This window comes from Pseudomonas sp. AN3A02 (assembly GCF_011765255.1).
Classification (GTDB): domain Bacteria; phylum Pseudomonadota; class Gammaproteobacteria; order Pseudomonadales; family Pseudomonadaceae; genus Aquipseudomonas.
In genome coordinates this window covers 90,320-111,973 of sequence record NZ_JAARNI010000005.1, presented here as the reverse complement: position 1 = coordinate 111,973, position 21,654 = coordinate 90,320, and the positions used below count along the sequence as shown (strand labels likewise).

General features: G+C 61.2%; 19 protein-coding genes. 10 read left to right on the top strand and 9 right to left on the bottom strand.

Annotated elements, in window-relative coordinates:
- Positions 1-125: 125 nt before the first annotated feature.
- A complete protein-coding gene (gene mltF / locus HBJ59_RS19865; protein WP_076017526.1) occupies positions 126-1,586 on the bottom strand; it encodes a membrane-bound lytic murein transglycosylase MltF in 1,461 nt (486 codons plus the stop codon).
- 287 nt (positions 1,587-1,873) lie between these two features.
- Between mltF and purL the strand changes: the two genes are divergently transcribed.
- From purL to HBJ59_RS19840, 5 genes are all read left to right on the top strand, one after another.
- Positions 1,874-5,770 (top strand): phosphoribosylformylglycinamidine synthase, encoded by a 3,897-nt coding sequence (gene purL / locus HBJ59_RS19860; RefSeq protein ID WP_076017525.1) that lies wholly within the window; start codon positions 1,874-1,876, stop codon positions 5,768-5,770.
- Between the two features lie 4 nt (positions 5,771-5,774).
- The gene (locus tag HBJ59_RS19855) at positions 5,775-6,086 is read left to right on the top strand and encodes an NGG1p interacting factor NIF3 (protein ID WP_167664516.1); all 312 of its coding nucleotides are present in this window, start codon (positions 5,775-5,777) and stop codon (positions 6,084-6,086) included.
- Positions 6,087-6,384: 298 nt separating this feature from the next.
- Positions 6,385-6,954 (top strand): DUF6036 family nucleotidyltransferase, encoded by a 570-nt coding sequence (locus HBJ59_RS19850; protein ID WP_083676738.1) that lies wholly within the window; start codon positions 6,385-6,387, stop codon positions 6,952-6,954.
- A complete protein-coding gene (locus HBJ59_RS19845; protein WP_076017523.1) occupies positions 6,938-7,390 on the top strand; it encodes a hypothetical protein in 453 nt (150 codons plus the stop codon). Before HBJ59_RS19850 ends, HBJ59_RS19845 begins: the two co-directional genes overlap by 17 nt.
- Before the next feature lie 359 nt (positions 7,391-7,749).
- Entirely contained in the window at positions 7,750-8,088 is a 339-nt protein-coding gene (locus tag HBJ59_RS19840; protein ID WP_167664514.1) for a DUF6124 family protein, read from the top strand.
- Between the two features lie 167 nt (positions 8,089-8,255).
- On the opposite strand, the gene nagE is transcribed toward HBJ59_RS19840, so the two are convergent.
- From nagE to HBJ59_RS19805, 7 genes are all read right to left on the bottom strand, one after another.
- On the bottom strand, positions 8,256-9,962 hold the full coding sequence (gene nagE, locus HBJ59_RS19835; protein WP_167664513.1) for an N-acetylglucosamine-specific PTS transporter subunit IIBC: 1,707 nt from the start codon (positions 9,960-9,962) through the stop codon (positions 8,256-8,258).
- A 26-nt stretch (positions 9,963-9,988) separates the two neighbouring features.
- Positions 9,989-12,496 (bottom strand): phosphoenolpyruvate--protein phosphotransferase, encoded by a 2,508-nt coding sequence (ptsP, locus tag HBJ59_RS19830; RefSeq protein ID WP_167664512.1) that lies wholly within the window; start codon positions 12,494-12,496, stop codon positions 9,989-9,991.
- A gap of 36 nt (positions 12,497-12,532) precedes the next feature.
- Positions 12,533-13,555, bottom strand: a complete 1,023-nt coding sequence (locus HBJ59_RS19825; RefSeq protein ID WP_167664511.1) for an SIS domain-containing protein — start codon at positions 13,553-13,555, stop codon at positions 12,533-12,535.
- Positions 13,536-14,642 (bottom strand): N-acetylglucosamine-6-phosphate deacetylase, encoded by a 1,107-nt coding sequence (gene nagA / locus HBJ59_RS19820; protein ID WP_167664510.1) that lies wholly within the window; start codon positions 14,640-14,642, stop codon positions 13,536-13,538. The genes HBJ59_RS19825 and nagA overlap by 20 nt, the downstream gene beginning before the upstream one ends.
- Before the next feature lie 10 nt (positions 14,643-14,652).
- The gene (locus tag HBJ59_RS19815; protein WP_076017517.1) at positions 14,653-15,411 is read right to left on the bottom strand and encodes a GntR family transcriptional regulator; all 759 of its coding nucleotides are present in this window, start codon (positions 15,409-15,411) and stop codon (positions 14,653-14,655) included.
- Between the two features lie 263 nt (positions 15,412-15,674).
- Positions 15,675-16,178 carry a murein L,D-transpeptidase family protein gene (locus tag HBJ59_RS19810; protein ID WP_010176835.1) on the bottom strand — a complete coding sequence of 168 codons (504 nt, stop codon included), beginning with the start codon at positions 16,176-16,178 and terminating at the stop codon, positions 15,675-15,677.
- Between the two features lie 42 nt (positions 16,179-16,220).
- Entirely contained in the window at positions 16,221-16,769 is a 549-nt protein-coding gene (locus tag HBJ59_RS19805) for an NUDIX hydrolase (RefSeq protein ID WP_076017516.1), read from the bottom strand.
- 146 nt (positions 16,770-16,915) lie between these two features.
- Between HBJ59_RS19805 and HBJ59_RS19800 the strand changes: the two genes are divergently transcribed.
- The 5 genes from HBJ59_RS19800 to purT all read left to right on the top strand — a co-directional run bounded on the left by HBJ59_RS19800 (position 16,916) and on the right by purT (position 20,177).
- Positions 16,916-17,518 (top strand): CoA pyrophosphatase, encoded by a 603-nt coding sequence (locus tag HBJ59_RS19800; protein WP_076017515.1) that lies wholly within the window; start codon positions 16,916-16,918, stop codon positions 17,516-17,518.
- A 39-nt stretch (positions 17,519-17,557) separates the two neighbouring features.
- Positions 17,558-18,082: a gamma carbonic anhydrase family protein gene (locus tag HBJ59_RS19795; protein WP_003209603.1), complete on the top strand. Its 525-nt coding sequence runs from the start codon at positions 17,558-17,560 to the stop codon at positions 18,080-18,082.
- Positions 18,079-18,294 carry a DUF1289 domain-containing protein gene (locus tag HBJ59_RS19790; protein ID WP_167664509.1) on the top strand — a complete coding sequence of 72 codons (216 nt, stop codon included), beginning with the start codon at positions 18,079-18,081 and terminating at the stop codon, positions 18,292-18,294. The genes HBJ59_RS19795 and HBJ59_RS19790 overlap by 4 nt, the downstream gene beginning before the upstream one ends.
- 164 nt (positions 18,295-18,458) lie before the next feature.
- Positions 18,459-18,926, top strand: a complete 468-nt coding sequence (locus HBJ59_RS19785; protein WP_003209599.1) for a hypothetical protein — start codon at positions 18,459-18,461, stop codon at positions 18,924-18,926.
- Between the two features lie 69 nt (positions 18,927-18,995).
- The gene (gene purT, locus HBJ59_RS19780; protein WP_076017513.1) at positions 18,996-20,177 is read left to right on the top strand and encodes a formate-dependent phosphoribosylglycinamide formyltransferase; all 1,182 of its coding nucleotides are present in this window, start codon (positions 18,996-18,998) and stop codon (positions 20,175-20,177) included.
- 94 nt (positions 20,178-20,271) lie between these two features.
- Here the strand turns inward: purT and HBJ59_RS19775 are convergent, their stop codons facing one another.
- Positions 20,272-21,582: an MFS transporter gene (locus HBJ59_RS19775; protein ID WP_167664508.1), complete on the bottom strand. Its 1,311-nt coding sequence runs from the start codon at positions 21,580-21,582 to the stop codon at positions 20,272-20,274.
- Positions 21,583-21,654 lie beyond the last annotated feature (72 nt).

Sequence of the window (21,654 nt, the reverse complement as noted above, 5' to 3'; positions counted from 1 at the left end):
AATGTGGGAGCGGGCTTGCTCGCGAAGGCGGTGTGTCAGTCAATACATGTGCTGGCTGAACCACCGCCTTCGCGAGCAAGCCCGCTCCCACATTGGTTTTGTGGTGTTTGGAGAATCGGGGGGGATTAGAGCGGCGGGGTTTCGTCGGTCGGCTTGGTCTTGTCCACACCCGGCACATGCAGGTTGCCTTCCACCACCTGATTGCCTTCCAACTGCGGCTGCGTCACCCACGTCAGGATGTCGTAGTAGCGCCGGATGTTCGCCACAAAGTGCACGGGCTCACCGCCACGGGCATAGCCATAACGGGTCTTGCTGTACCACTGCTTCTGCGACAGGCGTGGCAGCATCTTCTTCACGTCCAGCCACTTGTTCGGGCTCAGGCCTTCTTTCTCGGCCAGCTTGCGCGCGTCATCCAGGTGACCGGTGCCGACGTTGTACGCCGCCAGGGCAAACCAGGTGCGGTCCGGCTCGGCAATCTTGTCGTCCAGTTCATCCTTGATCTTGGCCAGGTACTTGGCGCCGCCCATGATGCTCTGCTTGGCGTCCAAACGGTTGGACACGCCCATGGCTTGCGCCGTGTTCTGGGTCAGCATCATCAGGCCGCGCACGCCGGTCTTGGAGGTGACCGCCGGCTGCCAGAGTGATTCCTGATAACCAATGGCCGCCAACAGGCGCCAGTCGACCTTTTCTTCCTTGGCGTAGGCGCGGAAGTGTTTCTCGTATTTGGGCAGGCGCTGCTGCAGATGCTGGGCGAAGGTGTAGGCGCCGACGTAGCCGAGTACATCGACGTGCCCGTAATAGCGGTCTTTCAGGCGTTGCAGGGTGCCGTTCTTTTCAACCTTGTCGAGGTAGCTGTTGACCTCGTTGAGCAGGCTGTTGTCATCACCCGCGGCCACGGCCCACGCCTGGTTGCTGGCATCACCAAGGTCAAAGGCCACCCGCACGTTGGGGAAGTACACCTGGTTCATCGCCACTTCGTTGGAGTCCACCAGGGTCAGGTCGATCTGGCCTTCGTCCACCATGCGCAGCAGGTCGACCACCTCAACGGCGTCGGATTCTTCGTATTCAATTGCGGGAAACTGTTTTTTCAGCGCCGCCAGTTGCTCGGCGTGGGTGCTGCCCTTGAGCACCATGATCTTCTTGCCCACCAGGTCTGCCGCAGTGGTCGGGCGGGACTGGCCGTTGCGGTAGATGATCTGCGGGGTGACTTCCAGGTACGGATGGGAGAAACGCACCTCTTGGCGACGCTGCTCGCTGCTGACCAGACCGGCGGCGGCCAGCACCGGGCCGTTGGGTTTGCCGATCTGTGAGAACAGGTCGTCAAGATTGTCGGCGGTCTGGATCTCCAGCTTTACACCCAGGTCGTCGGCAAAGCGCTTGACCAGTTCGTATTCGAAACCGGTTTCGCCGTTACGGTCCTGGAAATAAGTGGCCGGGCTGTTTCGGGTAACCACCCGCAATACGCCATCCTCCTTGATTCGCTCGAGCGTGTTGGGTTTATCCACACACGCGCTGAGCAGCAGGAAGAGTCCGGTGACGAAGAGCCATTTGGCGCATCGCGGGCGTAAAGCAGTAGGGGAGAACATCTGCGCAGTATACGCAAAGGACTCGCGGCGCCATATCTCGACAGCGGGGCACTTGTCTGCTAGCGCCCGTAAAGCTTGGCTACAGGCCGCAGAAACGGGGCTTGGCAGCCGATTGTGACGGTTAAAATAACTGCCCGGAATAGCCGGGATGGCCATCTGATATCGTGCGATTTATGCCAACTGACGTCCGGCAGCGGCCATAGGTGCCGTTTCGGGTGCCGTTGGCGACGGTTTACGCTAGAATGCACGGCCTCAAAGCACACCCCCTTCCCGAGGCTGTCCCGAAGATGTTGATCCTGCGCGGCGCTCCTGCCCTTTCTGCCTTTCGCCACAGCAAACTCCTTGAGCAACTGAGCCAGAAGGTACCTTCTGTCAGTGGCCTGTATGCTGAATTTGCTCACTTCGCCGACGTTACCGGCGTTTTGACCGCCGACGAACAGCAAGTGCTGGCGCGCCTTCTGAAGTACGGTCCCAGCGTTCCTGTTCAAGAGCCTAACGGCCGCTTGTTCCTGGTCCTGCCACGGTTCGGCACCATCTCGCCCTGGTCGAGCAAGGCCAGCGACATCGCCCGCAACTGCGGCCTGGAAAAAATCCAGCGCCTGGAACGCGGGATCGCCTTCTATGTAGCAGGCCAGTTCAGCGACGCCGAGGCCGAGCTGATCGCCAGCAGCCTGCACGACCGCATGACCCAGATCATCGTGGCCCAGCTGGAACAGGCCGCCGGCCTGTTCAGCCACGCCGAGCCCAAGCCGCTGACCGCGATTGACGTGCTCGGTGGTGGTCGCGCCGCGCTGGAAACCGCCAACACCGAACTGGGCCTGGCCCTGGCCGAAGACGAAATTGACTACCTGGTCAACGCCTTCATCGGGCTGAAGCGCAACCCGCACGACATCGAACTGATGATGTTCGCCCAGGCGAACTCCGAGCACTGCCGTCACAAGATCTTCAACGCCAGTTGGGACATTGACGGCCAGAGCCAGGAAAAAAGCCTGTTCGGCATGATCAAGAACACCTACGTGATGCACAGCGAAGGCGTTCTGTCGGCTTATAAAGACAACGCCTCGGTCATCGTCGGCTCCGTCGCCGGCCGTTTCTTCCCGGACCCTGAGACCCGCCAATACGGTGCGGTGCAGGAGCCGGTGCACATCCTGATGAAAGTCGAGACCCACAACCACCCGACCGCGATTGCCCCGTTCCCGGGCGCAGCCACCGGTTCCGGCGGCGAGATTCGCGACGAAGGTGCAACCGGTCGTGGCGCCAAGCCAAAGGCTGGCCTTACTGGCTTCACCGTGTCCAACCTGCAGATCCCGGGCTTCGAACAGCCGTGGGAAGTGCCGTACGGCAAACCTGAGCGCATCGTCACCGCGCTGGACATCATGATCGAAGGCCCGCTGGGCGGCGCCGCGTTCAACAACGAATTCGGTCGTCCGGCCCTGACCGGCTACTTCCGTACGTTCGAACAGTCCATCACCACTCCGCGTGGCGATGAAGTGCGCGGTTACCACAAGCCGATCATGTTGGCCGGCGGCATGGGCAACATCCGCGCCGAGCACGTACAGAAAGGCGAGATTCTGGTCGGCTCCAAGCTGATCGTCCTCGGCGGCCCGGCGATGCTGATCGGCCTGGGCGGCGGCGCCGCTTCCTCAATGGCTACCGGCACCAGCTCGGCAGATCTGGACTTCGCTTCCGTTCAGCGTGAAAACCCTGAGATGGAACGCCGTTGCCAGGAAGTCATCGACCGTTGCTGGCAATTGGGTGACAAGAACCCGATCAGCTTCATCCACGACGTCGGCGCCGGCGGTTTGTCCAACGCCTTCCCGGAACTGGTCAACGATGGCGACCGTGGCGGCCGTTTCGAACTGCGCAACATTCCAAACGACGAGCCGGGCATGGCCCCGCACGAAATCTGGAGCAACGAATCCCAGGAGCGTTACGTCCTGGCCGTCGGCCCTGCCGACTTCGAACGCTTCCAGGCGATCTGCGAGCGCGAGCGCTGCCCGTTTGCCGTGGTCGGCGAAGCTACTGCCGAGCCGCAACTGACGGTCACCGACAGCCACTTCGGCAACAGCCCGGTAGACATGCCGCTGGAAGTGCTGCTGGGCAAAGCCCCACGCATGCACCGTTCGGCCGTGCGTGAAAACGAACTGGGCGACGATTTCGATCCGTCGACCCTGGCCATCGCCGACTGTGTGGAGCGCGTCCTGCACCACCCGGCCGTTGCCAGTAAAAGCTTCCTGATCACCATCGGCGACCGCACCATTACCGGTCTGGTTGCCCGTGATCAAATGGTCGGCCCGTGGCAGGTTCCGGTGGCTGACGTTGCCGTCACCGCCACCAGCTTCGACGTCTACACCGGTGAAGCGATGGCCATGGGCGAGCGCACTCCGCTGGCCCTGCTGGACGCCCCGGCGTCGGGCCGCATGGCCATCGGCGAAACCCTGACCAACATCGCAGCGTCGCGTATCGCCAAGATCTCCGACATCAAACTGTCGGCCAACTGGATGTCTGCTGCCGGTCACCCGGGTGAAGATGCGCGTCTGTACGACACCGTGAAAGCGGTCGGCATGGAGCTGTGCCCTGAGCTGGGCATCACCATTCCGGTGGGCAAGGACTCCATGTCCATGGCCACGCGCTGGAACGATGAAGGCGTGGACAAGAGCGTCACCTCGCCGCTGTCGCTGATCGTCACCGGCTTTGCGCCGGTCACCGACATCCGCCAGACCCTGACCCCGCAACTGCGCATGGACAAGGGCACCACCGACCTGATCCTGATCGACCTCGGTCGTGGCCAGAACCGCATGGGCGCCTCGATCCTCGCCCAGGTGCACGGCAAGCTCGGCAAACAGGCCCCGGACGTCGACGACGCCGAAGACCTGAAAGCCTTCTTCGCCGTGATCCAGGGCTTGAACGCCGACGGTCACCTGCTGGCTTACCACGACCGTTCCGACGGTGGTTTGCTGACCAGCGCCGTGGAGATGGCCTTCGCCGGTCACTGCGGCCTGAACCTAAACCTCGATGGCCTGGCAGAAACGTCCGCCGACATCGCGGCAATCCTGTTCAACGAAGAACTGGGCGCCGTGATCCAGGTTCGCCAGGACGCAACGCCAGACGTACTCGCACAGTTCAGTGCCGCAGGCCTGGATGACTGCGTGGCCGTGGTTGGCCAGCCGATCAACAACGGTGAAATCAACATCGTCTTCAACGGCGAAACCGTGTTTGAAGGCCAGCGCCGCCTGTTGCAACGCCAGTGGGCCGAGACCAGCTACCAGATCCAGCGCCTGCGTGACAACGCTGACTGCGCCGAGCAGGAATTCGAGGTGATCCTGGAAGAAGACAACCCGGGCCTGAGCACCAAGCTCAGCTTCGACGTCAACCAGGACATCGCCGCGCCTTACATCAAGAAAGGCATCCGCCCACAAGTGGCCGTACTGCGTGAGCAGGGCGTCAACGGCCAGGTGGAAATGGCGGCGGCGTTCGACCGTGCCGGCTTCAATGCGATCGACGTGCACATGAGCGACATCCTCGCCGGTCGCGTTGATCTCAACGAGTTCAAAGGCCTCGTGGCCTGCGGTGGTTTCTCCTACGGCGACGTACTGGGTGCCGGTGAAGGCTGGGCCAAATCGGCCCTGTTCAACAGCCGTGCCCGCGACGCGTTCCAGGGCTTCTTCGAGCGTAACGACAGCTTTACCCTGGGTGTGTGCAACGGTTGCCAGATGATGTCCAACCTCAGCGAACTGATCCCGGGCAGCGAGTTCTGGCCGCACTTCGTGCGTAACCGTTCCGAGCAGTTCGAAGCCCGGGTTGCGATGGTTCAGGTGCAGGAATCCAACTCGATCTTCCTGCAGGGCATGGCCGGTTCGCGCATGCCGATCGCCATCGCCCACGGTGAAGGCCATGCCGAGTTCGCCAGCGAAGAAGCACTGCTGGAAGCCGACCTGTCCGGTACCGTGGCCCTGCGTTTCGTCGACAACCACGGCAAGGTCACCGAAGGCTACCCGGCCAACCCGAACGGCTCGCCGCGCGGGATCACCGGGCTGACCAGCCGCGACGGTCGCGTCACCATCATGATGCCGCACCCGGAGCGTGTATTCCGCGCCGTGCAGAACTCGTGGCGCCCGGAAGAGTGGAACGAAGACGGCGCGTGGATGCGCATGTTCCGTAACGCTCGCGTCTGGGTGAACTAAGACGGTGTACAAGCTCGCCTTCTTTGTGCCCGACAGCCATGTGGAGACGGTGAAAACCGCCGTCTTCGCAGCCGGCGGCGGGCGCATCGGCCACTACGACAGCTGCGCTTGGCAGGTACTGGGCCAGGGCCAATTCCGCGCGATGGACGGCAGCCAGCCGTTTATCGGGCAGGTGGGGCAGGTTGAAGTGGTTGAAGAATGGAGGGTTGAGCTGGTGGTGGCGGATGAGTTGATCGTGGCTGTCGTGGCTGCGTTGAAGCTTAGCCATCCGTATGAGACACCGGCGTATGAGGTGTGGCAGTTGGCGGATTTTTGATTCGTCGGCTGCAAAACAAGAAACCCGCTGGGCCAGTTTGGTCAGCGGGTTTTTTGTTGCCTGAGGTTCTGTGGATAGCCTACGGATGGTTTGGATTTTTCTGACGTCCTTTTCAGGTTGTCGCTCGGAACCGCCCTCAATAGCCTTCTTTGGTCACCGTCCACTCGGTGACCGGGATCAGATTTCGGGCCCCGTCCAGCTTCATCACATCAGTATCTGAGACCCAACAATGACATTACCGGATGTAATTGCTCCACGACTCAATACGGGCACAGCGCTTGGGAAGGCTTTGATTTCAATGTTCAAATCCGTCGAAGCCGAGCTGATACTTGAGGGCGCCGAGCCTGGTGCGGTCAAAGTGATCGTTTTCGGTGGTTGTGCTGTCCACCTTTATACCAACCACCGGGTTTCTACAGATGTCGATGCGGAAATTTACTCTGCCAGGGCTCCTGACAGGTTCCTTCTTCAAACGTTACTTGCAGAGGTACCAGAGCAATTTGTCGACGAACGCTCCGGCCGGCTGATGGAGCTGAACTATGACCTCCAATACAACACTGGTTTTGGTCCGCTTCATGAGGAGTATTGGGAACGGAGCCTGCCGCTTGAAGAGTTTCCGATTGAATCGGCGTTGCATCTTCACATCGCTGCGCCTATCGACATAGTCATCTCCAAGCTGGGTAGAGCCACTGACCAAGACGTAGGCGACATCATGGCACTGCTTAGGTCAGGGTTCATATTGACCACTGAGCTGCGTCGTCTGGCATTGCAGGCGATAGATATGTATGTTGGCAACAAAGAGCCACCCAGATCCGTGCTCACCAATATTTTGCATGACTACCTGGAGACTATAGATGGCGAAGCCCCCTAACGGCCACGTCCTCTCATCTGCTTTGGATACGCTGGTCAAAAGCCCTTTGAATCAGGCTGATGATGTTGCGCTTGTCAGTGCGGCGAAAGCGGTTTGGTATTCGGACGCCAACCTCGTCAGCGAGGCTAGAGCTTTTCTAAAGCAGCATGCCAGTGAGGTGGAGGTTCGCCGAGCAGGTTATCTGCTTGAGCGATTCACGCGTTTTTCGTGCGTCACTGATGGCCGAGTATCTGAAGCTTTTAAGGCCCTTGAGCTGTTTACACGCTCGACTCCCAAGTTGGAGCCGAAGCCACTAGCTATTGTGGCGCTTCGTAGTCGTCGCGATCAGCTGGCGGTTTCTTGGGGATTGAGTGAAGGTCTTGGTTTGAAGGCTCAAGCGCTGATGCCTTTCCAGACTCGGCATTACGAAGCTGAACAACGAGCAGCCTCTGCTTAAGCGAAAATGGCCATAAACGAACCCGGCTTATGTCGGGTTTTTGTTGTCTGCGGTTTCTCAATGGCGCGGAATATTCTGACAGCTCTTTCAGGTTGTCCCTCGGAATCTGCCTCTCTAACCTTCGCCAGTCGCTGCCAATTCAGTGACCGGGACTGCAAGCCCGCCGAAATTATGTTTGGAGCTCATAAGCGCCGCTATAATCGTGGCGCTTTTCATGGCCATCGTTTTAATGGTGGCTGTGCGAGGGAGACCTTTGGGTCTGCCGGGAAGCTCCTTCCTCGGTCTTGCAGACCCGCGCACAGCTGCCACCCATCATCTGCAAGTGATGCTGGCAGCTCCTATTTTGAAGGAGCTTTACCATGATCAAAGACAGTCCAAATCCACCACTCGATTCAGCCTCGCTTCACGCCGCCGCCCACCGGGCAATCAATCATTATTTGAAACCTACCGCCGATCCCGAATTGCCTCCCGACGGGTTATTCACCCTATGTGCTGATCTGGATAGCGAAACCCTGCTGGCCAACGCCTCTCAGGATCTTGCCTCAGTGCAGGCGCTGACAGTTCATCTGGCGTTTGAAGTCGACGGTTCCCACCGTGATGTGGCGCTGGGGATTTGCCGGATGCTGGAGGGGATTCAAATGATGGTGGATCGGATGCTGGACTTGTATGAGGTGCCTGAACAGGCGGACCCGGCTTAGAAACATCTCTTCCATATAGGCAGTAACCCTGTGGCGAGGGAGCTTGCTCCCGCTGGGGCGCGAAGCGGCCCCAAAACCTGCCACAGAGTTCTACCTGGAAAAAAGCGGCGTTCTTATTGGGGCTGCTGCGCAGCCCAGCGGGAGCAAGCTCCCTCGCCACAATTTTGCTAGGCGCCGGTTACGGCTTCGCGGCCACTGACCAACCGCTCCAACGCCTCACCCAACCCCGAAGCCTTGTCACCAATCAGCAAGTGCCAAACCCCACTCTCAAGCTGGCTAACACCCTGGCAACCCAGCGCAGTCAGTTGGGATTCCGACAACACCGAACCGTCCCCCAGCTCCACCCGTAGCCGCGTCATCGCCACCGCATCCAATTGCAAAACATTGGCCCGACCGCCCAGCGCACTCAGCCATTTCTCGGCCTCATGCACATTCACCGGTGTGCCCTTCTCAACAGGCGTTACCGCCGCCGCAGGCGCCGCAACATACGAAGGCATCGCCAACCGAATCTCATCGGCAATGCTGTCCGCCATCGGCCCGACCACTACCTGCAAGCTCCCGCCATTTCCTGGCCGAACCACAGCCATGGCACCCAGTGCTTTTAACTCAGCATCCACCGCCTTGTTGCGATCCACCATGTCCAACCGCAGGCGCGTCGTGCAAGCACCCACACTCAGCAGATTGTCCGCACCACCCAGCGCTCGAATGTAAGCGCCGGCCCGCTGGTTATCGGTCATGGTCTCAGCCTGTACGACCTGAATATCCTCACGCCCCGGCGTCTTCAAATTGAAGCGACGGATGCAGTAGTTGAACACGCTGTAATAGATCACCGCATACGCTAGCCCAACCGGGAACACCAGCCAGCCGTTGGTGGATTTACCCCAACCCAGCACCATGTCGATAAACCCGCCGGAGAAGGTAAAGCCCAGGTGAATGTTGAGCATGTTGGTGACCGCCATCGACAAGCCGGTCAGCAACGCATGCAGCAGATACAGGAATGGCGCGAGGAACATGAACGCGAACTCAATCGGCTCGGTCACCCCGGTCAGGAACGAGGTCAGCGCCATCGACAGGAAAATCCCGCCCATGATTTTGCGCCGCTCCGGCAGAGCATTGCGGTACATCGCCAGGCACGCCGCTGGCAGGCCGAACAGCATCACCGGGAACATGCCGGTCATGAACTGGCCGCCTTTCGGGTCGCCGGCAAAGTAGCGGGTCAGGTCGCCGGTCACTACCGCGCCGGTCGCAGGGTCCGTGAAGCTACCGAACACAAACCACGCCATGTTGTTGAGGATATGGTGCAAGCCGGTGACGATCAGCAGGCGGTTGAACACGCCAAACACGAACGCGCCAAAGCTGCCGCTTTCCATCAGCAGCACGCCGAAGCTGTTGATGCCATGCTGGATCGGTGGCCAGATCAAACCAAAAATCACCCCCAGCGCCACCGCTGAGAACCCGGTGACGATCGGCACAAACCGTCGCCCTCCAAAGAACGCCAGGTACTCCGGCAGTTTGATGTCCTTGAAGCGGTTATACAGCGCACCCGCCATCAAGCCGCTGGCGATCCCCGCAAGCATGCCCATGTTGATGCTGGCGTCCATCACCTTGAGGGTGGAGACCATCACCAGGTACCCAATGGCACCCGCCAGGCCCGCCGTGCCGTTGTTGTCTCGGGCAAACCCCACGGCGATCCCGATGGCGAAGATCAGCGCCAGGTTGGCGAAGATCGCCTGCCCGGCGTCGTGCATCACCGCGATGTTCAGCAGGTCAGTGTCGCCCAGTCGCAGCAGGAGGCCGGCGATCGGCAGAATCGCGATCGGCAGCATTAGCGCACGGCCCAGGCGTTGCAGCCCTTCGATAAAATATTGGTACACGGCGTGTCTCCCTATTTTTGTTGTTTTCAGCTCAGCGGCCAGTGGTGTTGACAGGCTTGGCGAACGGCTTTGGCGCTGCTCAGGTTAAGCAGGCTTTGGCTCAGTTGCCGGCATTGGGCTGCGTCCAGGTGACGGACACGGTCCTTGATTTCTCCGATTTGCGGCGGGCTGACGGACAGCTCGCTGATGCCCAGGCCGATCAGCACCGGCGTGGCCAGCGGGTCGGACGCAAGCGCCCCGCACACACCCACCCAGCGGCCATGCTTGGCAGCGCCGATGCAGGTCTGGGCGATCAGCCGCAGCAGCGCCGGGTGCATGGCGTCGACCCGGGCGGCGAGGCCGGCGTGGTCGCGGTCCATGGCCAGGGTGTACTGGGACAGGTCATTGGTGCCGATGGACAAAAAGTCCGCATGCTCGGCCAGTTGTTCGGCCATCAGCGCGGCGGCGGGCACTTCGATCATCACGCCCAGCTCCGGGCGCTGGGTCAGTTCCAGTTCGGTGCACAGTTCATCGAGGCGCTGGCGGATGTGCAGCAGTTCGTCGACTTCGCTGACCATTGGCAGCAGGATCCGGCAGCGTTCCAGTGGCGAGACTTGCAGCAGCGCACGCAGTTGCTGGTCCAGCACTTCCGGGCGCACTTGCGCCATGCGAATGCCCCGCAGGCCCAGCACCGGGTTGGTCTCGAACGGCAGCGGCAGGTAGTCGAGTTGCTTGTCGCCGCCGACGTCGATGGTGCGGATGATCACGGACTTGTCACCCATGGCATCCAGCACGGCCTGATAGGCCTGGCGCTGCTCTTGCTCGTCGGGCGCAGTGCGGCGATCGACGAAGAGGAATTCGGTACGCAGCAGGCCAACGCCATCGGCGCCGTTCTCGAAGGCCAGTTGGGCTTCGGCGCTGGAGGCGACATTCGCGGCCACTTCAATACGCACGCCATCCTGAGTGCTGGCGGTGCCTTGAGCCTCCGCGTGTTGCTGCTGGCGACGCAGTTTCTGCGCATCGCGCAACTGGTGGACCTGAGCGTGGCGCGCATCGTCCGGCGTCAGTTCCAGGCGACCATTGGCGGCATCCAGCACCACCCGTTGACCTTGTGGCACTTCCAGCACTTGCTCGCCCAAAGCGACCACACACGGCAGGCCTTTGCCCCGTGCCAGAATCGCCACATGAGAAGTCGCGCCGCCTTCGGCCATGCAGATGCCGGCGGCGTTTTGCTTGCTCAGTTGCAGCAGGTCCGAGGGGGTCAATTCATGGGCCGAGACGATCGCGCCGGCCGGCAACTCGAAATGCCAGGCCTCGCCCAACAGCGCCCGCAGCACGCGTTGTTGCAAGTCCCGCAGGTCGTTGGCGCGTTCGGCGAATAGTGGTTTACCCAGTGCCAGCAGCACCGCACATTGGGCCTGGATTGCATCGCGCCAGGCATGAGTGGCAGCGCTGCCGTGTTCGATGCTGGTGGTGGCGGCTTCCAGCAGCGTCGGGTCTTCCAGCAGCGCCAGGTGGGCGGCGAAGATCTCCTCTTCCTCAACGTCCTTGCGCTGGCGCGCCTGGTCCAGGGTGTGGCGGATTTCGCTGCGCACCTGTTCCAGGGCACTGTCCAGGTGCTGCAATTGTTCATCCGGAACGTTGTTGCCCGGGTCCACCGGCAACTCGATCCCGTTCAGGCGGAACAGCGGGCCGCAGACCAGACCCGGCGCTGCGCAAACGCCCTGCAGCACCCCGGCCTCGGTATTTGCGCGTCGCGGGGCGGCGGCCACCGGGGCGTGATGTTCTTCGCTGACGGCCACCGACAACGCGGCAATCAGTGCTTGCAGCGCCGCTTCACAATCCTTGCCGCGACAAGTGACCTGCACCTCGTCCTGCTCACCAATCCCCAGGCCCATCAAGCCGATCAAGCTGTCGCATGAAGCCGACTTGCCGGCGAAATGCAGCTGCGACTGGCTGCTGAATTCCTGTGCAGTCTTGCGGATCAAGGCCGCGGGGCGCGCGTGCAGGCCGCCACGATGGGTGATGCGAATAGTCGCACTGGCTTCGGCGACAGACTCATCAATCACTTTCGCTGCCCCGGCCAAGCGCGCAACCACGTGTAGCAGCGGCTCGCCGATCCGGACCGTTTTCAGGGTGATCGGTCGCAGTTCGAACACATCACTGTTGGTCAGGATGATCAGGCTGACCAGGCTTTTGCACTGCCGCGCAATCAGGTCCAGGTCAAACTGCACCAGTGCCTGGCCCTCGCTGACCCGCGCACCTTGCTTGACCAGCAACGCAAAGCCTTCGCCGTTCAACTCCACCGTGTCGATGCCCACGTGCATCAGCAATTCAGCGCCGTTATCGGCGCGAATGGTCAGCGCGTGCCCGGTGCGGGCGACGTGGATGATCACGCCGTCGCACGGTGCATGCAGGCAATCATTGAGCGGGTCGATGGCAATGCCGTCGCCCATGGCGCCACTGGCGAACACTTCGTCGGGAACGTTGCCCAGGGTCAGCACCGGCCCACTGAGGGGAGCGCTGAGGGTAAGGTCTTTATTATTGTGGGACATGGGCACGGTACTCATCAGGAAAACGCTGCAATCAACTCAGTGGGTGCGGGTCACTTTGCTCAAGTGACGCGGTTGGTCCGGGTCCATGCCCCGGGCCTCTGCCAAACCGGCAGCCATCACGTAGAAACTCTGGATCGCCAGGATCGGGTCCAGGGCCGGGTGTTCGGCACGGCTCAGGGTCAGGTTGCGTTCGGCGATGTCGTCGGGAGCGGCCAGCAACACGCGGGCACCACGCTGGCGCATGTCGGCGGCGAGGCTCAGCAGGCCGGCTTGTTCTGCACCACGGGGCGCGAAAACCAGCAGCGGGTAGTTGGCATCGATCAGGGCCATCGGGCCATGGCGCACTTCAGCGCTGCTGAACGCTTCGGCCTGGATCGCCGAGGTTTCCTTGAGCTTGAGCGCGGCTTCCTGGGCAATGGCAAAACCGGCGCCACGGCCGATCACCATCAGTTGCTGGCAGCCGCGCAGGGCTTCGATGGCCACGCTCCAGTCTTGTTTGGCGGCTTCACGCAAACCGTCGGGCAAGGCCTGGCAGGCTTGCAGCAATTCGGCTTCCTGGTTCCAGTGGCCGATCAGTTGGGCGCTGGCACTCAGGGTGGCGATAAAGCTTTTGGTGGCGGCGACACTGCGTTCCGGCCCGGCACACAGCGGCACGTGGAATTCGCAGGCGGCTTCCAGCGGTGAGTCTTCGGCGTTGACCATCGAGATGCTCAAGGCGCCGCGCTTGCGCAGCAGGCGCAGGCTGTTGACCAGGTCCGGGCTTTGCCCCGACTGGGAGAACCCGAACGCTACTTGCCCGCTGACTTTGAGCGGCGATTGCAGCATGGTCACCACCGACATCGGCAACGACGCCACCGGAATCCCCAGGTGTTGCATGGTCAGGTAGGCGAAGTAACTGGCGGCGTGATCCGAGCTGCCACGGGCGATGGTCATCGCCACTTGCGGCGGTTGGCGACGCAGGCGGCCGGCGACTTCCTCCAGCACAGGGTCCAGGCGTTGCAGTTGAGCCTCGATGGCCTCGCAGGAGGCCAGGGCCTCTTCAAGCATTTTTGAAGTCAATGGTTTCTCCTTCGACCATTACGTCGGTGAGGTTCAGGGAGCGGTCCAGGCGCACGCAGTCGGCAAAGCTGCCGGGTTGCAGGCGACCGCGTTCTTCCAGGCCCAGGTAGTCCGCAGGAAATTGCGACAGGCGTTGTGAGGCTTCGCTGATCGGCAGGCCGATCTTCACCAGGTTGCGCAGCGCCTGGTCCATGGTCAGGGTGCTGCCGGCCAGCGTTCCATCGGCCAGGCGTACACCGCCCAGGCATTTAGTCACGGTGTGGCTGCCCAGCTTGTATTCACCGTCGGGCATGCCGGCGGCGGCGGTGGAATCGGTGACGCAGTACAGGCACGGGATCGAGCGCAGCGCCACGCGCATGGCGCCGGGGTGCACGTGCAGCAAGTCGGGAATCAGTTCGGCGTATTTGGCGTGGGCCAATGCGGCACCGACGATGCCGGGCTCGCGGTGATGCAGCGGGCTCATGGCGTTATACAAATGGGTAAAGCTGGTGGCGCCGGCGGCGAGGGCGGCGACGCCTTCTTCGTAGCTGCCCAGGGTGTGGCCGATCTGCATGCGCACGCCACGTTCGCTGAGGGCGCGGATCAGGCCGTCATGGCCGGCGATTTCCGGGGCAATGGTGATCACCCGGATCGGCGCCAGGCGCAGGTATTCTTCGACTTCGGCCATCAAGGCGGTGTGGGCGAAGTTCGGTTGTGCGCCGAGTTTTCCCGGATTGATGTAGGGGCCTTCCAGGTGCACGCCGAGCACACGGGCGGTTCCGGTCGGACGGCTTTCGCAATAGGTGCCTATCTCGCCGAGCACGCGGGAGATTTCGTCCACCGGTGCGGTCATGGTGGTGGCCAGCAGCGAGGTGGTGCCAAACCGCACGTGGGTGCGAGTGATGGTGTGGAAGGCGTCGGTGCCTTCCATGATGTCTTTGCCGCCACCGCCGTGCACGTGCAGGTCGATAAAACCTGGCAGCAAATACGGCAGGTCGTTGTCAGCCGGGTCGCACGGGCTGCCTTCAACGGCAGTGACCTTGCCGTGCTGGTGCACCAGGCGGCCGCGAATCCAGCCGTTGGGCGTAAGAATGTTGTCTTCGGACATGGGCAGTTCTCTAAATTCGCAGTTCAGCGGAATAGTCGTGGCGGCGCAGTTCTGCAACGAAGTCGTAGTAGTCGTTGCGGCAATAGGTGTCGGTGATTTCAATCGGGGTGTTGTCGGCGGTGTAGCCCACCCGGGTCATCAGCAGCATGGCGGTGCCGGGGGCGATGCCCACCAGGGCTGCAAACTCGTCCGACGCGTTGATTGCCTGGATGTGTTGCAGGGCGCGCACGATGGGCTTGCCGATGCTCTCCAGGTATTCGTAGAGCGAGTTGCCGATGGCCTGCGGGTGGGGGAGGACGGAGGCGGGCATGGCGGTCATTTCAATCGCCATCACCGTGTCGTCGGCCTTACGTAAACGCTTGAGGCGCGCGACCTTGTCGCTCGGCGACAGGCCCAGGCGGATCAACTCTTCATGGGTCGGCTGGGTGATATCGCGCTCCAGCCACTGGGACGTTGGCACAAACCCCTTGAGCCGGAGCATTTCGCTGAAGCCCGACAGGCGCGACAGCGGCTGTTCCAGGCGTGGGGTGATGAAGGTTCCGGAGCCTTGGCTGCGACGGATCAGGCCTTGTTCGAAGAGTACTTCCAGCGCTTTACGGGCGGTCACCCGGGAAATGCTCAGTTGCTCGCTGAGGGCGCGTTCCGACGGCAATGCCTGCTCGGATTTCCATTGGCCAGCATGAATCGCGGCTTCGAGGTTACGGGCCAGTTGCAGGTACAGCGGCGTCGATTGTTTATCGTCGGGGCGCAGGGCCAGGATGGGGTTCATCGTGTCGGTTTCCGATGCGGTTATTGGAGTGTTGTCGCCCGGTAGTGATCGAAAGCTAATACCACTTAAATACCATGTCAATGCAGCGAAAACGGTGCAGGCGAGCGTTTACGGGCGCCTTAATAGTGCGCCAATCCAAGTGGTATTAGAGAGGTCTTTCTGTCGGGCAGAAGCGCGCAGCTTGCCGGGGTGAACTGGTATTCACCGGTAAGCGCTGCGCGGGGCAGGAATTTTTTTTGAATTATTTTACGAGCGGCGGGAAATTACGGACGAATCTCGATCATCGTGCCGTCTTTCACCAGGTTCCAGACTTCGCGCATGTCGACATTGCGCATGCCGATGCAGCCGTCGGTCCAGTCCAGGGTGTGGAACAGCTCTTCGGGGTAGTCCTCGGCGTCGGGGGTGCCGTGGATCATGATCATGCTGCCGGGCTTGACCCCTTCGCGGCGGGCGCGGGCGGAGTCGCTGATGTTGGGGTAGGAGATGTGCATGGCCAGGTTGAAGCGGTCGCTGGTCTTGCGCCAGTCGATCCAGTAGAAGCCTTCCGGGGTACGGCGGTCGCCTTCCATCAGCTTGGTGCCCTTGGGGTTTTTACCCAGGGAGATGCGATAGGTCTTGAGGGGCTTGCCGTCGTTGATCAGTTGCAACTGATGGGCGGACTTGAGCACCAGGATTTTCTCGACGGGTTTGCCCCCCAGGATCAATTGGGTGGAGGCTGGCGACAGCGTGGCAAACGACAGGCAGATCAGAGCAAGCAACCAACGCATTAAAACGGTATCCCCTGAAAAGACTACGTGCCGCCTGGATTGTTATTTGGCCAACTGGGTCAGCGGCGGCACGGACTCGCTGCGTACCGGATACGACTGTTGCCGGCGGTCAGCAAAAAAGCATTCTAAGGTACGCCCGACCGTGCGGAAAGCCAGCTCGGACCAAGGGATGTCGGCTTCATCGAATAAGCGCACTTCAAGGCTTTCGGGGCCTGCGGCAAAATCCAGGTCGATCAGTTCGGCGCGGTAGAAAATGTGCACCTGGCTGATGTGCGGCACATCGATCAAGGTATAGATGCTCAGGTTGCGCACCCGGGCGCAGGCTTCTTCCATGGTTTCGCGCATGGCAGCCTGTTCGACGGTCTCGCCGTTCTCCATAAAGCCTGCAGGCAAGGTCCAGAAACCCAAGCGCGGCTCGATGGCGCGGCGGCACAGCAGCACCTGCTCGCCCCACACCGGCACCGTGCCGGCGACGATATTGGGGTTCTGGTAGTGAATGGTCTGACAGTGATCGCAGACATAACGCAGGCGTGCGTCGCCTTCGGGAATGCGCTGGGTGACTGGTTTACCGCACTGGCTACAGAAGTTCATGCTGGGGTTCCTGGAGAGTGCGCCTATCTTGGCGTGACCGGGTATGGCCTGCAAGTTGTCGTTTAGCGACATGGCCAGGGTTTTGGGGTTGGGCGTGCGCAAGGTTTGGTGCATGATGCAAGGTAGCCAACAGACCGAGATGACTCATGCTGGACGAGCTACTTCGCCGGGTAAGCAATCATACGCCACGCACGCTGGAGACCGACGGTCGGTTCCCGGAAGCGGCGGTACTGGTGCCGATCACCCGCAGTGACGAACCCGAGCTGATCCTGACCTTGCGCGCCAGCGGGCTATCCACCCATGGCGGTGAAGTGGCGTTCCCTGGCGGGCGCCGCGACCCTGAAGATCCCGACCTGATATTCACCGCGCTGCGCGAGGCCGAAGAAGAAATCGGCCTGCCGCCGGGGTTGGTTGAAGTGATTGGTCCGCTGAGCCCGCTGATTTCCCTGCACGGGATTCGTGTCACGCCTTATGTAGGCGTTATCCCTGATTACGTTGAATACCTGGCCAATGACGCCGAGATCGCCGCTGTGTTCAGCGTGCCCCTGGAGTTTTTTCGCCAGGATCCCCGCGAACACACCCACCGTATCGATTACCAAGGCCGCAGTTGGTATGTGCCCAGTTATCGGTTTGGCGAATACAAGATCTGGGGCCTGACGGCGATCATGATTGTCGAGCTGATCAATCTGCTCTATGACGATGCCGACATCAGCCTGCATCGGCCGCCGAAAAGTTTCATCAATACCTAAGAGCCAGATGGCCATCGTTCCTGCCGTGAGGATCCACCTATGAAATACCGCCTGGGCGACGCCCGAGTCGAAACCCATCCCAACAGCTGGGTGGCCCCCAATGCCACGCTGGTGGGCAAGGTCAAGCTGGAGGAGGGCGCCAACGTCTGGTTCAACGCGGTGTTGCGCGGCGACAACGAGCTGATCCTGATCGGCAAGAACAGCAACGTGCAGGACGGCAGCGTGATGCACACCGACATGGGTTACCCGCTGACCCTCGGCACCGGCGTGACCATCGGCCATAACGCCATGTTGCATGGCTGCACGGTGGACGATTACAGCCTGATCGGCATCAACGCGGTGATTCTTAACGGCGCGAAGATCGGCAAGCACTGCATCATCGGCGCCAATTCGCTGATCGGTGAGGGAAAGGAAATTCCCGATGGTTCGCTGGTAATGGGCTCGCCGGGCAAAGTGGTGCGGGAACTGACCGACGTGCAGAAGAAGATGCTAGAAGCCAGCGCTGCGCACTATGTGCATAACTCCCAGCGTTATGCCCGTGATCTGGTTGAGCAGGAAGAATGACCGTATCTGAACGGCCAGTAGCGTCGCCTTGCGTGAGCATTTGCGCGCTGGATGACGATGATATCTGCACGGGATGCCAGCGCACGGTGGAAGAGATTACCCGCTGGAGTCGCATGGACAACGCCGAGCGCCGGGTGGTGCTGGGGTTGTGCCATGAGCGGGCGAAGGCGAGTGGGTTGGTGTGGATGATTCCGGGGAAGTCCGGCGCCTGATAGACCGCTTTCGCGAGCAAGCCCGCTCCCACATTTGATTGCGTTTATCTTGGAGGAATGCGTTCAAAATGTGGGAGCGGGCTTGCTCGCGAAAGGGCCCGCCCAGACGACATATTTCCAAATGTGAAGTACCCTGTGCCCATTGTTCACAGGTCCCTCGCCCCATGTTCTTCCTGATTGCCTATATCAGCAGCGTCGTGCTGATTAACTTCGCCTTTTCCACCGCCCCGCACCTGGATGTCATCTGGTCTGCCTGGGGTGGTTTGGTGTTTGTCCTGCGGGACATGGTGCAAACCCGCTTCGGTCACGGCGCGATCATCGCCATGCTGGCGGCGCTGGTGCTGTCCTATATCACCTCCGATCCGTCCATCGCCCTGGCCAGCGCCACGGCGTTCGCGGTGTCCGAGTGCATCGACTGGCTGGTGTTCAGCATCACCAAGCGCCCGCTCCACGACCGCCTGTGGATCAGTTCGGCGCTGAGTATTCCCCTCGACACCTTCATTTTTTTCGGCCTGATCGGCGCGCTCACGCCTGCCGTAGCCGGCACTGCCCTGGTCTCGAAGTTCGCCGGCGTTACCGTGGTGTGGCTGGCCATGGCCTGGCGTTTGCGCCGCCAGCGCGTCGCCAACTGAAGCCAATCCTTACAGTTCATGTAAAATGCCGGCCTTTCTCCACATGATCCGCTCCCCTGAGGACCTGAGATGACCCGAATCGGAACTCCATTGTCGCCAACCGCGACCCGCGTAATGCTGTGTGGCTGCGGTGAGCTGGGCAAGGAAGTGGTAATCGAACTGCAACGCCTGGGCGTTGAAGTGATTGCCGTGGATCGCTACGCCAACGCGCCGGCCATGCAGGTTGCCCACCGCAGCCATGTGATCAACATGCTCGACGGCGCCGCCCTGCGTGCCGTGATCGAAGCCGAAAAGCCGCACTTCATCGTGCCGGAAATCGAAGCGATCGCCACCGCGACCCTGGTTGAGCTGGAAGCCGAAGGCTTCACCGTGATCCCGACCGCCCGCGCCACGTTGCTGACCATGAACCGCGAGGGCATCCGTCGCCTGGCCGCTGAAGAGCTCGACCTGCCGACCTCGCCGTACCACTTTGCCGACACCTTCGAGGACTACAGCAAGGCCGTCACCGACCTGGGCTTCCCGTGTGTGGTGAAGCCGGTGATGAGTTCGTCGGGCAAGGGCCAGAGCCTGTTGCGCAGTGCCGATGACGTGCAGAAAGCCTGGGATTACGCTCAGGAAGGCGGGCGTGCCGGCAAAGGCCGCGTGATCATCGAAGGCTTTATCGACTTCGACTACGAAATCACCCTGCTGACCGTGCGCCACATCGGCGGCACCACCTTCTGCGCGCCTGTCGGTCACCGTCAGGAGAAGGGCGACTACCAGGAATCCTGGCAGCCACAGGCCATGAGCCCGATTGCGCTGGCGGAATCCGAGCGTGTTGCCAAGGCAGTGACCGAGGCCCTGGGCGGTCGTGGTCTGTTTGGTGTCGAGCTGTTCATCAAGGGCGATCAGGTGTGGTTCAGCGAAGTATCGCCGCGTCCCCATGACACTGGTTTGGTGACGCTGATTTCCCAGGACTTGTCGCAGTTTGCCCTGCATGCGCGGGCAATTCTCGGCCTGCCGATCCCGTTGATCCGTCAGTTCGGGCCTTCGGCTTCGGCGGTGATTCTTGTGGAAGGCAAGTCGACCCAGACGGCGTTTGCCAACCTGGGTGCTGCGTTGAGCGAGCCGGATACGGCGTTGCGTTTGTTCGGCAAGCCGGAAGTGAACGGTCAGCGCCGCATGGGCGTGGCGCTGGCGCGGGATGAGTCGATTGAGGCTGCCCGGGCTAAAGCTACCCGTGCTTCGAAGGCAGTTGTTGTAGAGCTGTAACCGAGTCGCGCCCTTCGCGAGCAAGCCCGCTCCCACATTTGAATGTATTCGCAAATCAAAATGTGGGAGGGGGCTTGCTCCCGAAGGCGGTTTATCAGGCGACCTTGTTCAGATCGTTATTGCGCGTCTCTTTCAGGCACAGCACAGCAATCAAGCTGATCACCGCTGCCGCCGACACATACCCGCCGACATAACTCAAACCGCCCATCGCCACCAGCTTGGTCGCGAAGAACGGTGCCGCCGACGCGCCCACGATTCCACCCAGGTTATACGCCGCCGAAGCACCGGTATAACGCACGCGGGTCGGGAACAGTTCCGGCAACATTGCGCCCATCGGGGCAAAGGTCACGCCCATCAGGAACAGCTCCAGCGCCAGGAACAATGCCACTGCCCAGGTTGAACCGTGGGTCAGCAACGGTTCCATGGTGAAGCCGGAGAGGATGGTCAGGATCGCACCCACAATCAGCACCGGCTTACGCCCGTAACGGTCGCTTGCCCACGCCGCCAACGGCGTCGCCGCACCCATGAACAGCACGGCGAAGCACAGCAAGCCGAGGAAGGTCTCACGGCTGTAGCCCAGCGTGGACACACCGTAGCTCAAGGAAAACGCGGTGGTGATATAGAACAGCGCATAACACACCACCATCGACGCCGCGCCCAGCAGCACCGGCAGCCAATGCTGGCTGAACAGCTCCACCAGCGGCACTTTCACCGGAGCTTCCTTGGCTACGGCATTCGCGAACACCGGCGTTTCGTGCAGTTTGAGCCGCGCATAAAGACCGACCATCACCAGCGCTGCGCTGAGGATGAACGGAATGCGCCAGCCCCAGCTGCGGAACTGCTCGTCGCTCAGGTTCATGGCCAGGATCAGGAACAGCCCGTTGGCCGCCAAAAAGCCAATCGACGGGCCCAGTTGCGGGAACATGCCGAACCAGGCGCGTTTGCCCTTCGGTGCGTTCTCGGTCGCCAGCAACGCCGCGCCACCCCATTCGCCGCCAAGCCCGAGGCCTTGGCCAAAACGCAGCACGCAGAGCAGGATCGGTGCCCAAGCGCCGATGCTGTCATAACCGGGCAGCAAGCCAATCAGCGTGGTGCACACGCCCATCAGCAGCAGGGACGCCACCAGTGTCGACTTGCGGCCGATCCGGTCGCCAAAGTGGCCGAACAGTGCCGAACCCAACGGACGAGCAATAAACGCGATACCGAAGGTCAGGAACGAGGCGAGCATCTGCGCCGTGCCGGAGGTTTGCGGGAAGAACACTGGCCCGATCACCAGTGCGGCGGCAGTTGCGTAGATATAGAAGTCGTAGAACTCGATGGCGGTGCCGACGATGCTCGCGGTAGCGACCCGGGCCGTCGAATTGGTCGGGGCGGCGGTCGCCGTCTCGTTATAGGTGGTGCTCATTGAGGTATCCCTGACGGTCATTGCGCGTTTGGACGCGGATTATTATTGGTCGAACACCCATGGATCAGGGTT

Bases quoted from the DNA above. Each gene is read 5' to 3' on its own strand.
- mltF (WP_076017526.1), bottom strand. From the start codon at position 1,586: ATGTTCTCCCCTACTGCTTTACGCCCGCGATGCGCCAAATGGCTCTTC.
- HBJ59_RS19845 (WP_076017523.1), top strand. From the start codon at position 6,938: ATGGCGAAGCCCCCTAACGGCCACGTCCTCTCATCTGCTTTGGATACG.
- HBJ59_RS19840 (WP_167664514.1), top strand. From the start codon at position 7,750: ATGATCAAAGACAGTCCAAATCCACCACTCGATTCAGCCTCGCTTCAC.
- HBJ59_RS19785 (WP_003209599.1), top strand. From the start codon at position 18,459: ATGTTCTTCCTGATTGCCTATATCAGCAGCGTCGTGCTGATTAACTTC.
- nagA (WP_167664510.1), bottom strand. From the start codon at position 14,642: ATGTCCGAAGACAACATTCTTACGCCCAACGGCTGGATTCGCGGCCGC.
- HBJ59_RS19795 (WP_003209603.1), top strand. From the start codon at position 17,558: ATGAAATACCGCCTGGGCGACGCCCGAGTCGAAACCCATCCCAACAGC.
- HBJ59_RS19815 (WP_076017517.1), bottom strand. From the start codon at position 15,411: ATGAACCCCATCCTGGCCCTGCGCCCCGACGATAAACAATCGACGCCG.
- ptsP (WP_167664512.1), bottom strand. From the start codon at position 12,496: ATGTCCCACAATAATAAAGACCTTACCCTCAGCGCTCCCCTCAGTGGG.
- purL (WP_076017525.1), top strand. From the start codon at position 1,874: ATGTTGATCCTGCGCGGCGCTCCTGCCCTTTCTGCCTTTCGCCACAGC.
- HBJ59_RS19810 (WP_010176835.1), bottom strand. From the start codon at position 16,178: ATGCGTTGGTTGCTTGCTCTGATCTGCCTGTCGTTTGCCACGCTGTCG.
- HBJ59_RS19790 (WP_167664509.1), top strand. From the start codon at position 18,079: ATGACCGTATCTGAACGGCCAGTAGCGTCGCCTTGCGTGAGCATTTGC.
- purT (WP_076017513.1), top strand. From the start codon at position 18,996: ATGACCCGAATCGGAACTCCATTGTCGCCAACCGCGACCCGCGTAATG.
- HBJ59_RS19775 (WP_167664508.1), bottom strand. From the start codon at position 21,582: ATGAGCACCACCTATAACGAGACGGCGACCGCCGCCCCGACCAATTCG.
- HBJ59_RS19850 (WP_083676738.1), top strand. From the start codon at position 6,385: ATGTTCAAATCCGTCGAAGCCGAGCTGATACTTGAGGGCGCCGAGCCT.
- HBJ59_RS19805 (WP_076017516.1), bottom strand. From the start codon at position 16,769: ATGAACTTCTGTAGCCAGTGCGGTAAACCAGTCACCCAGCGCATTCCC.
- HBJ59_RS19800 (WP_076017515.1), top strand. From the start codon at position 16,916: ATGCTGGACGAGCTACTTCGCCGGGTAAGCAATCATACGCCACGCACG.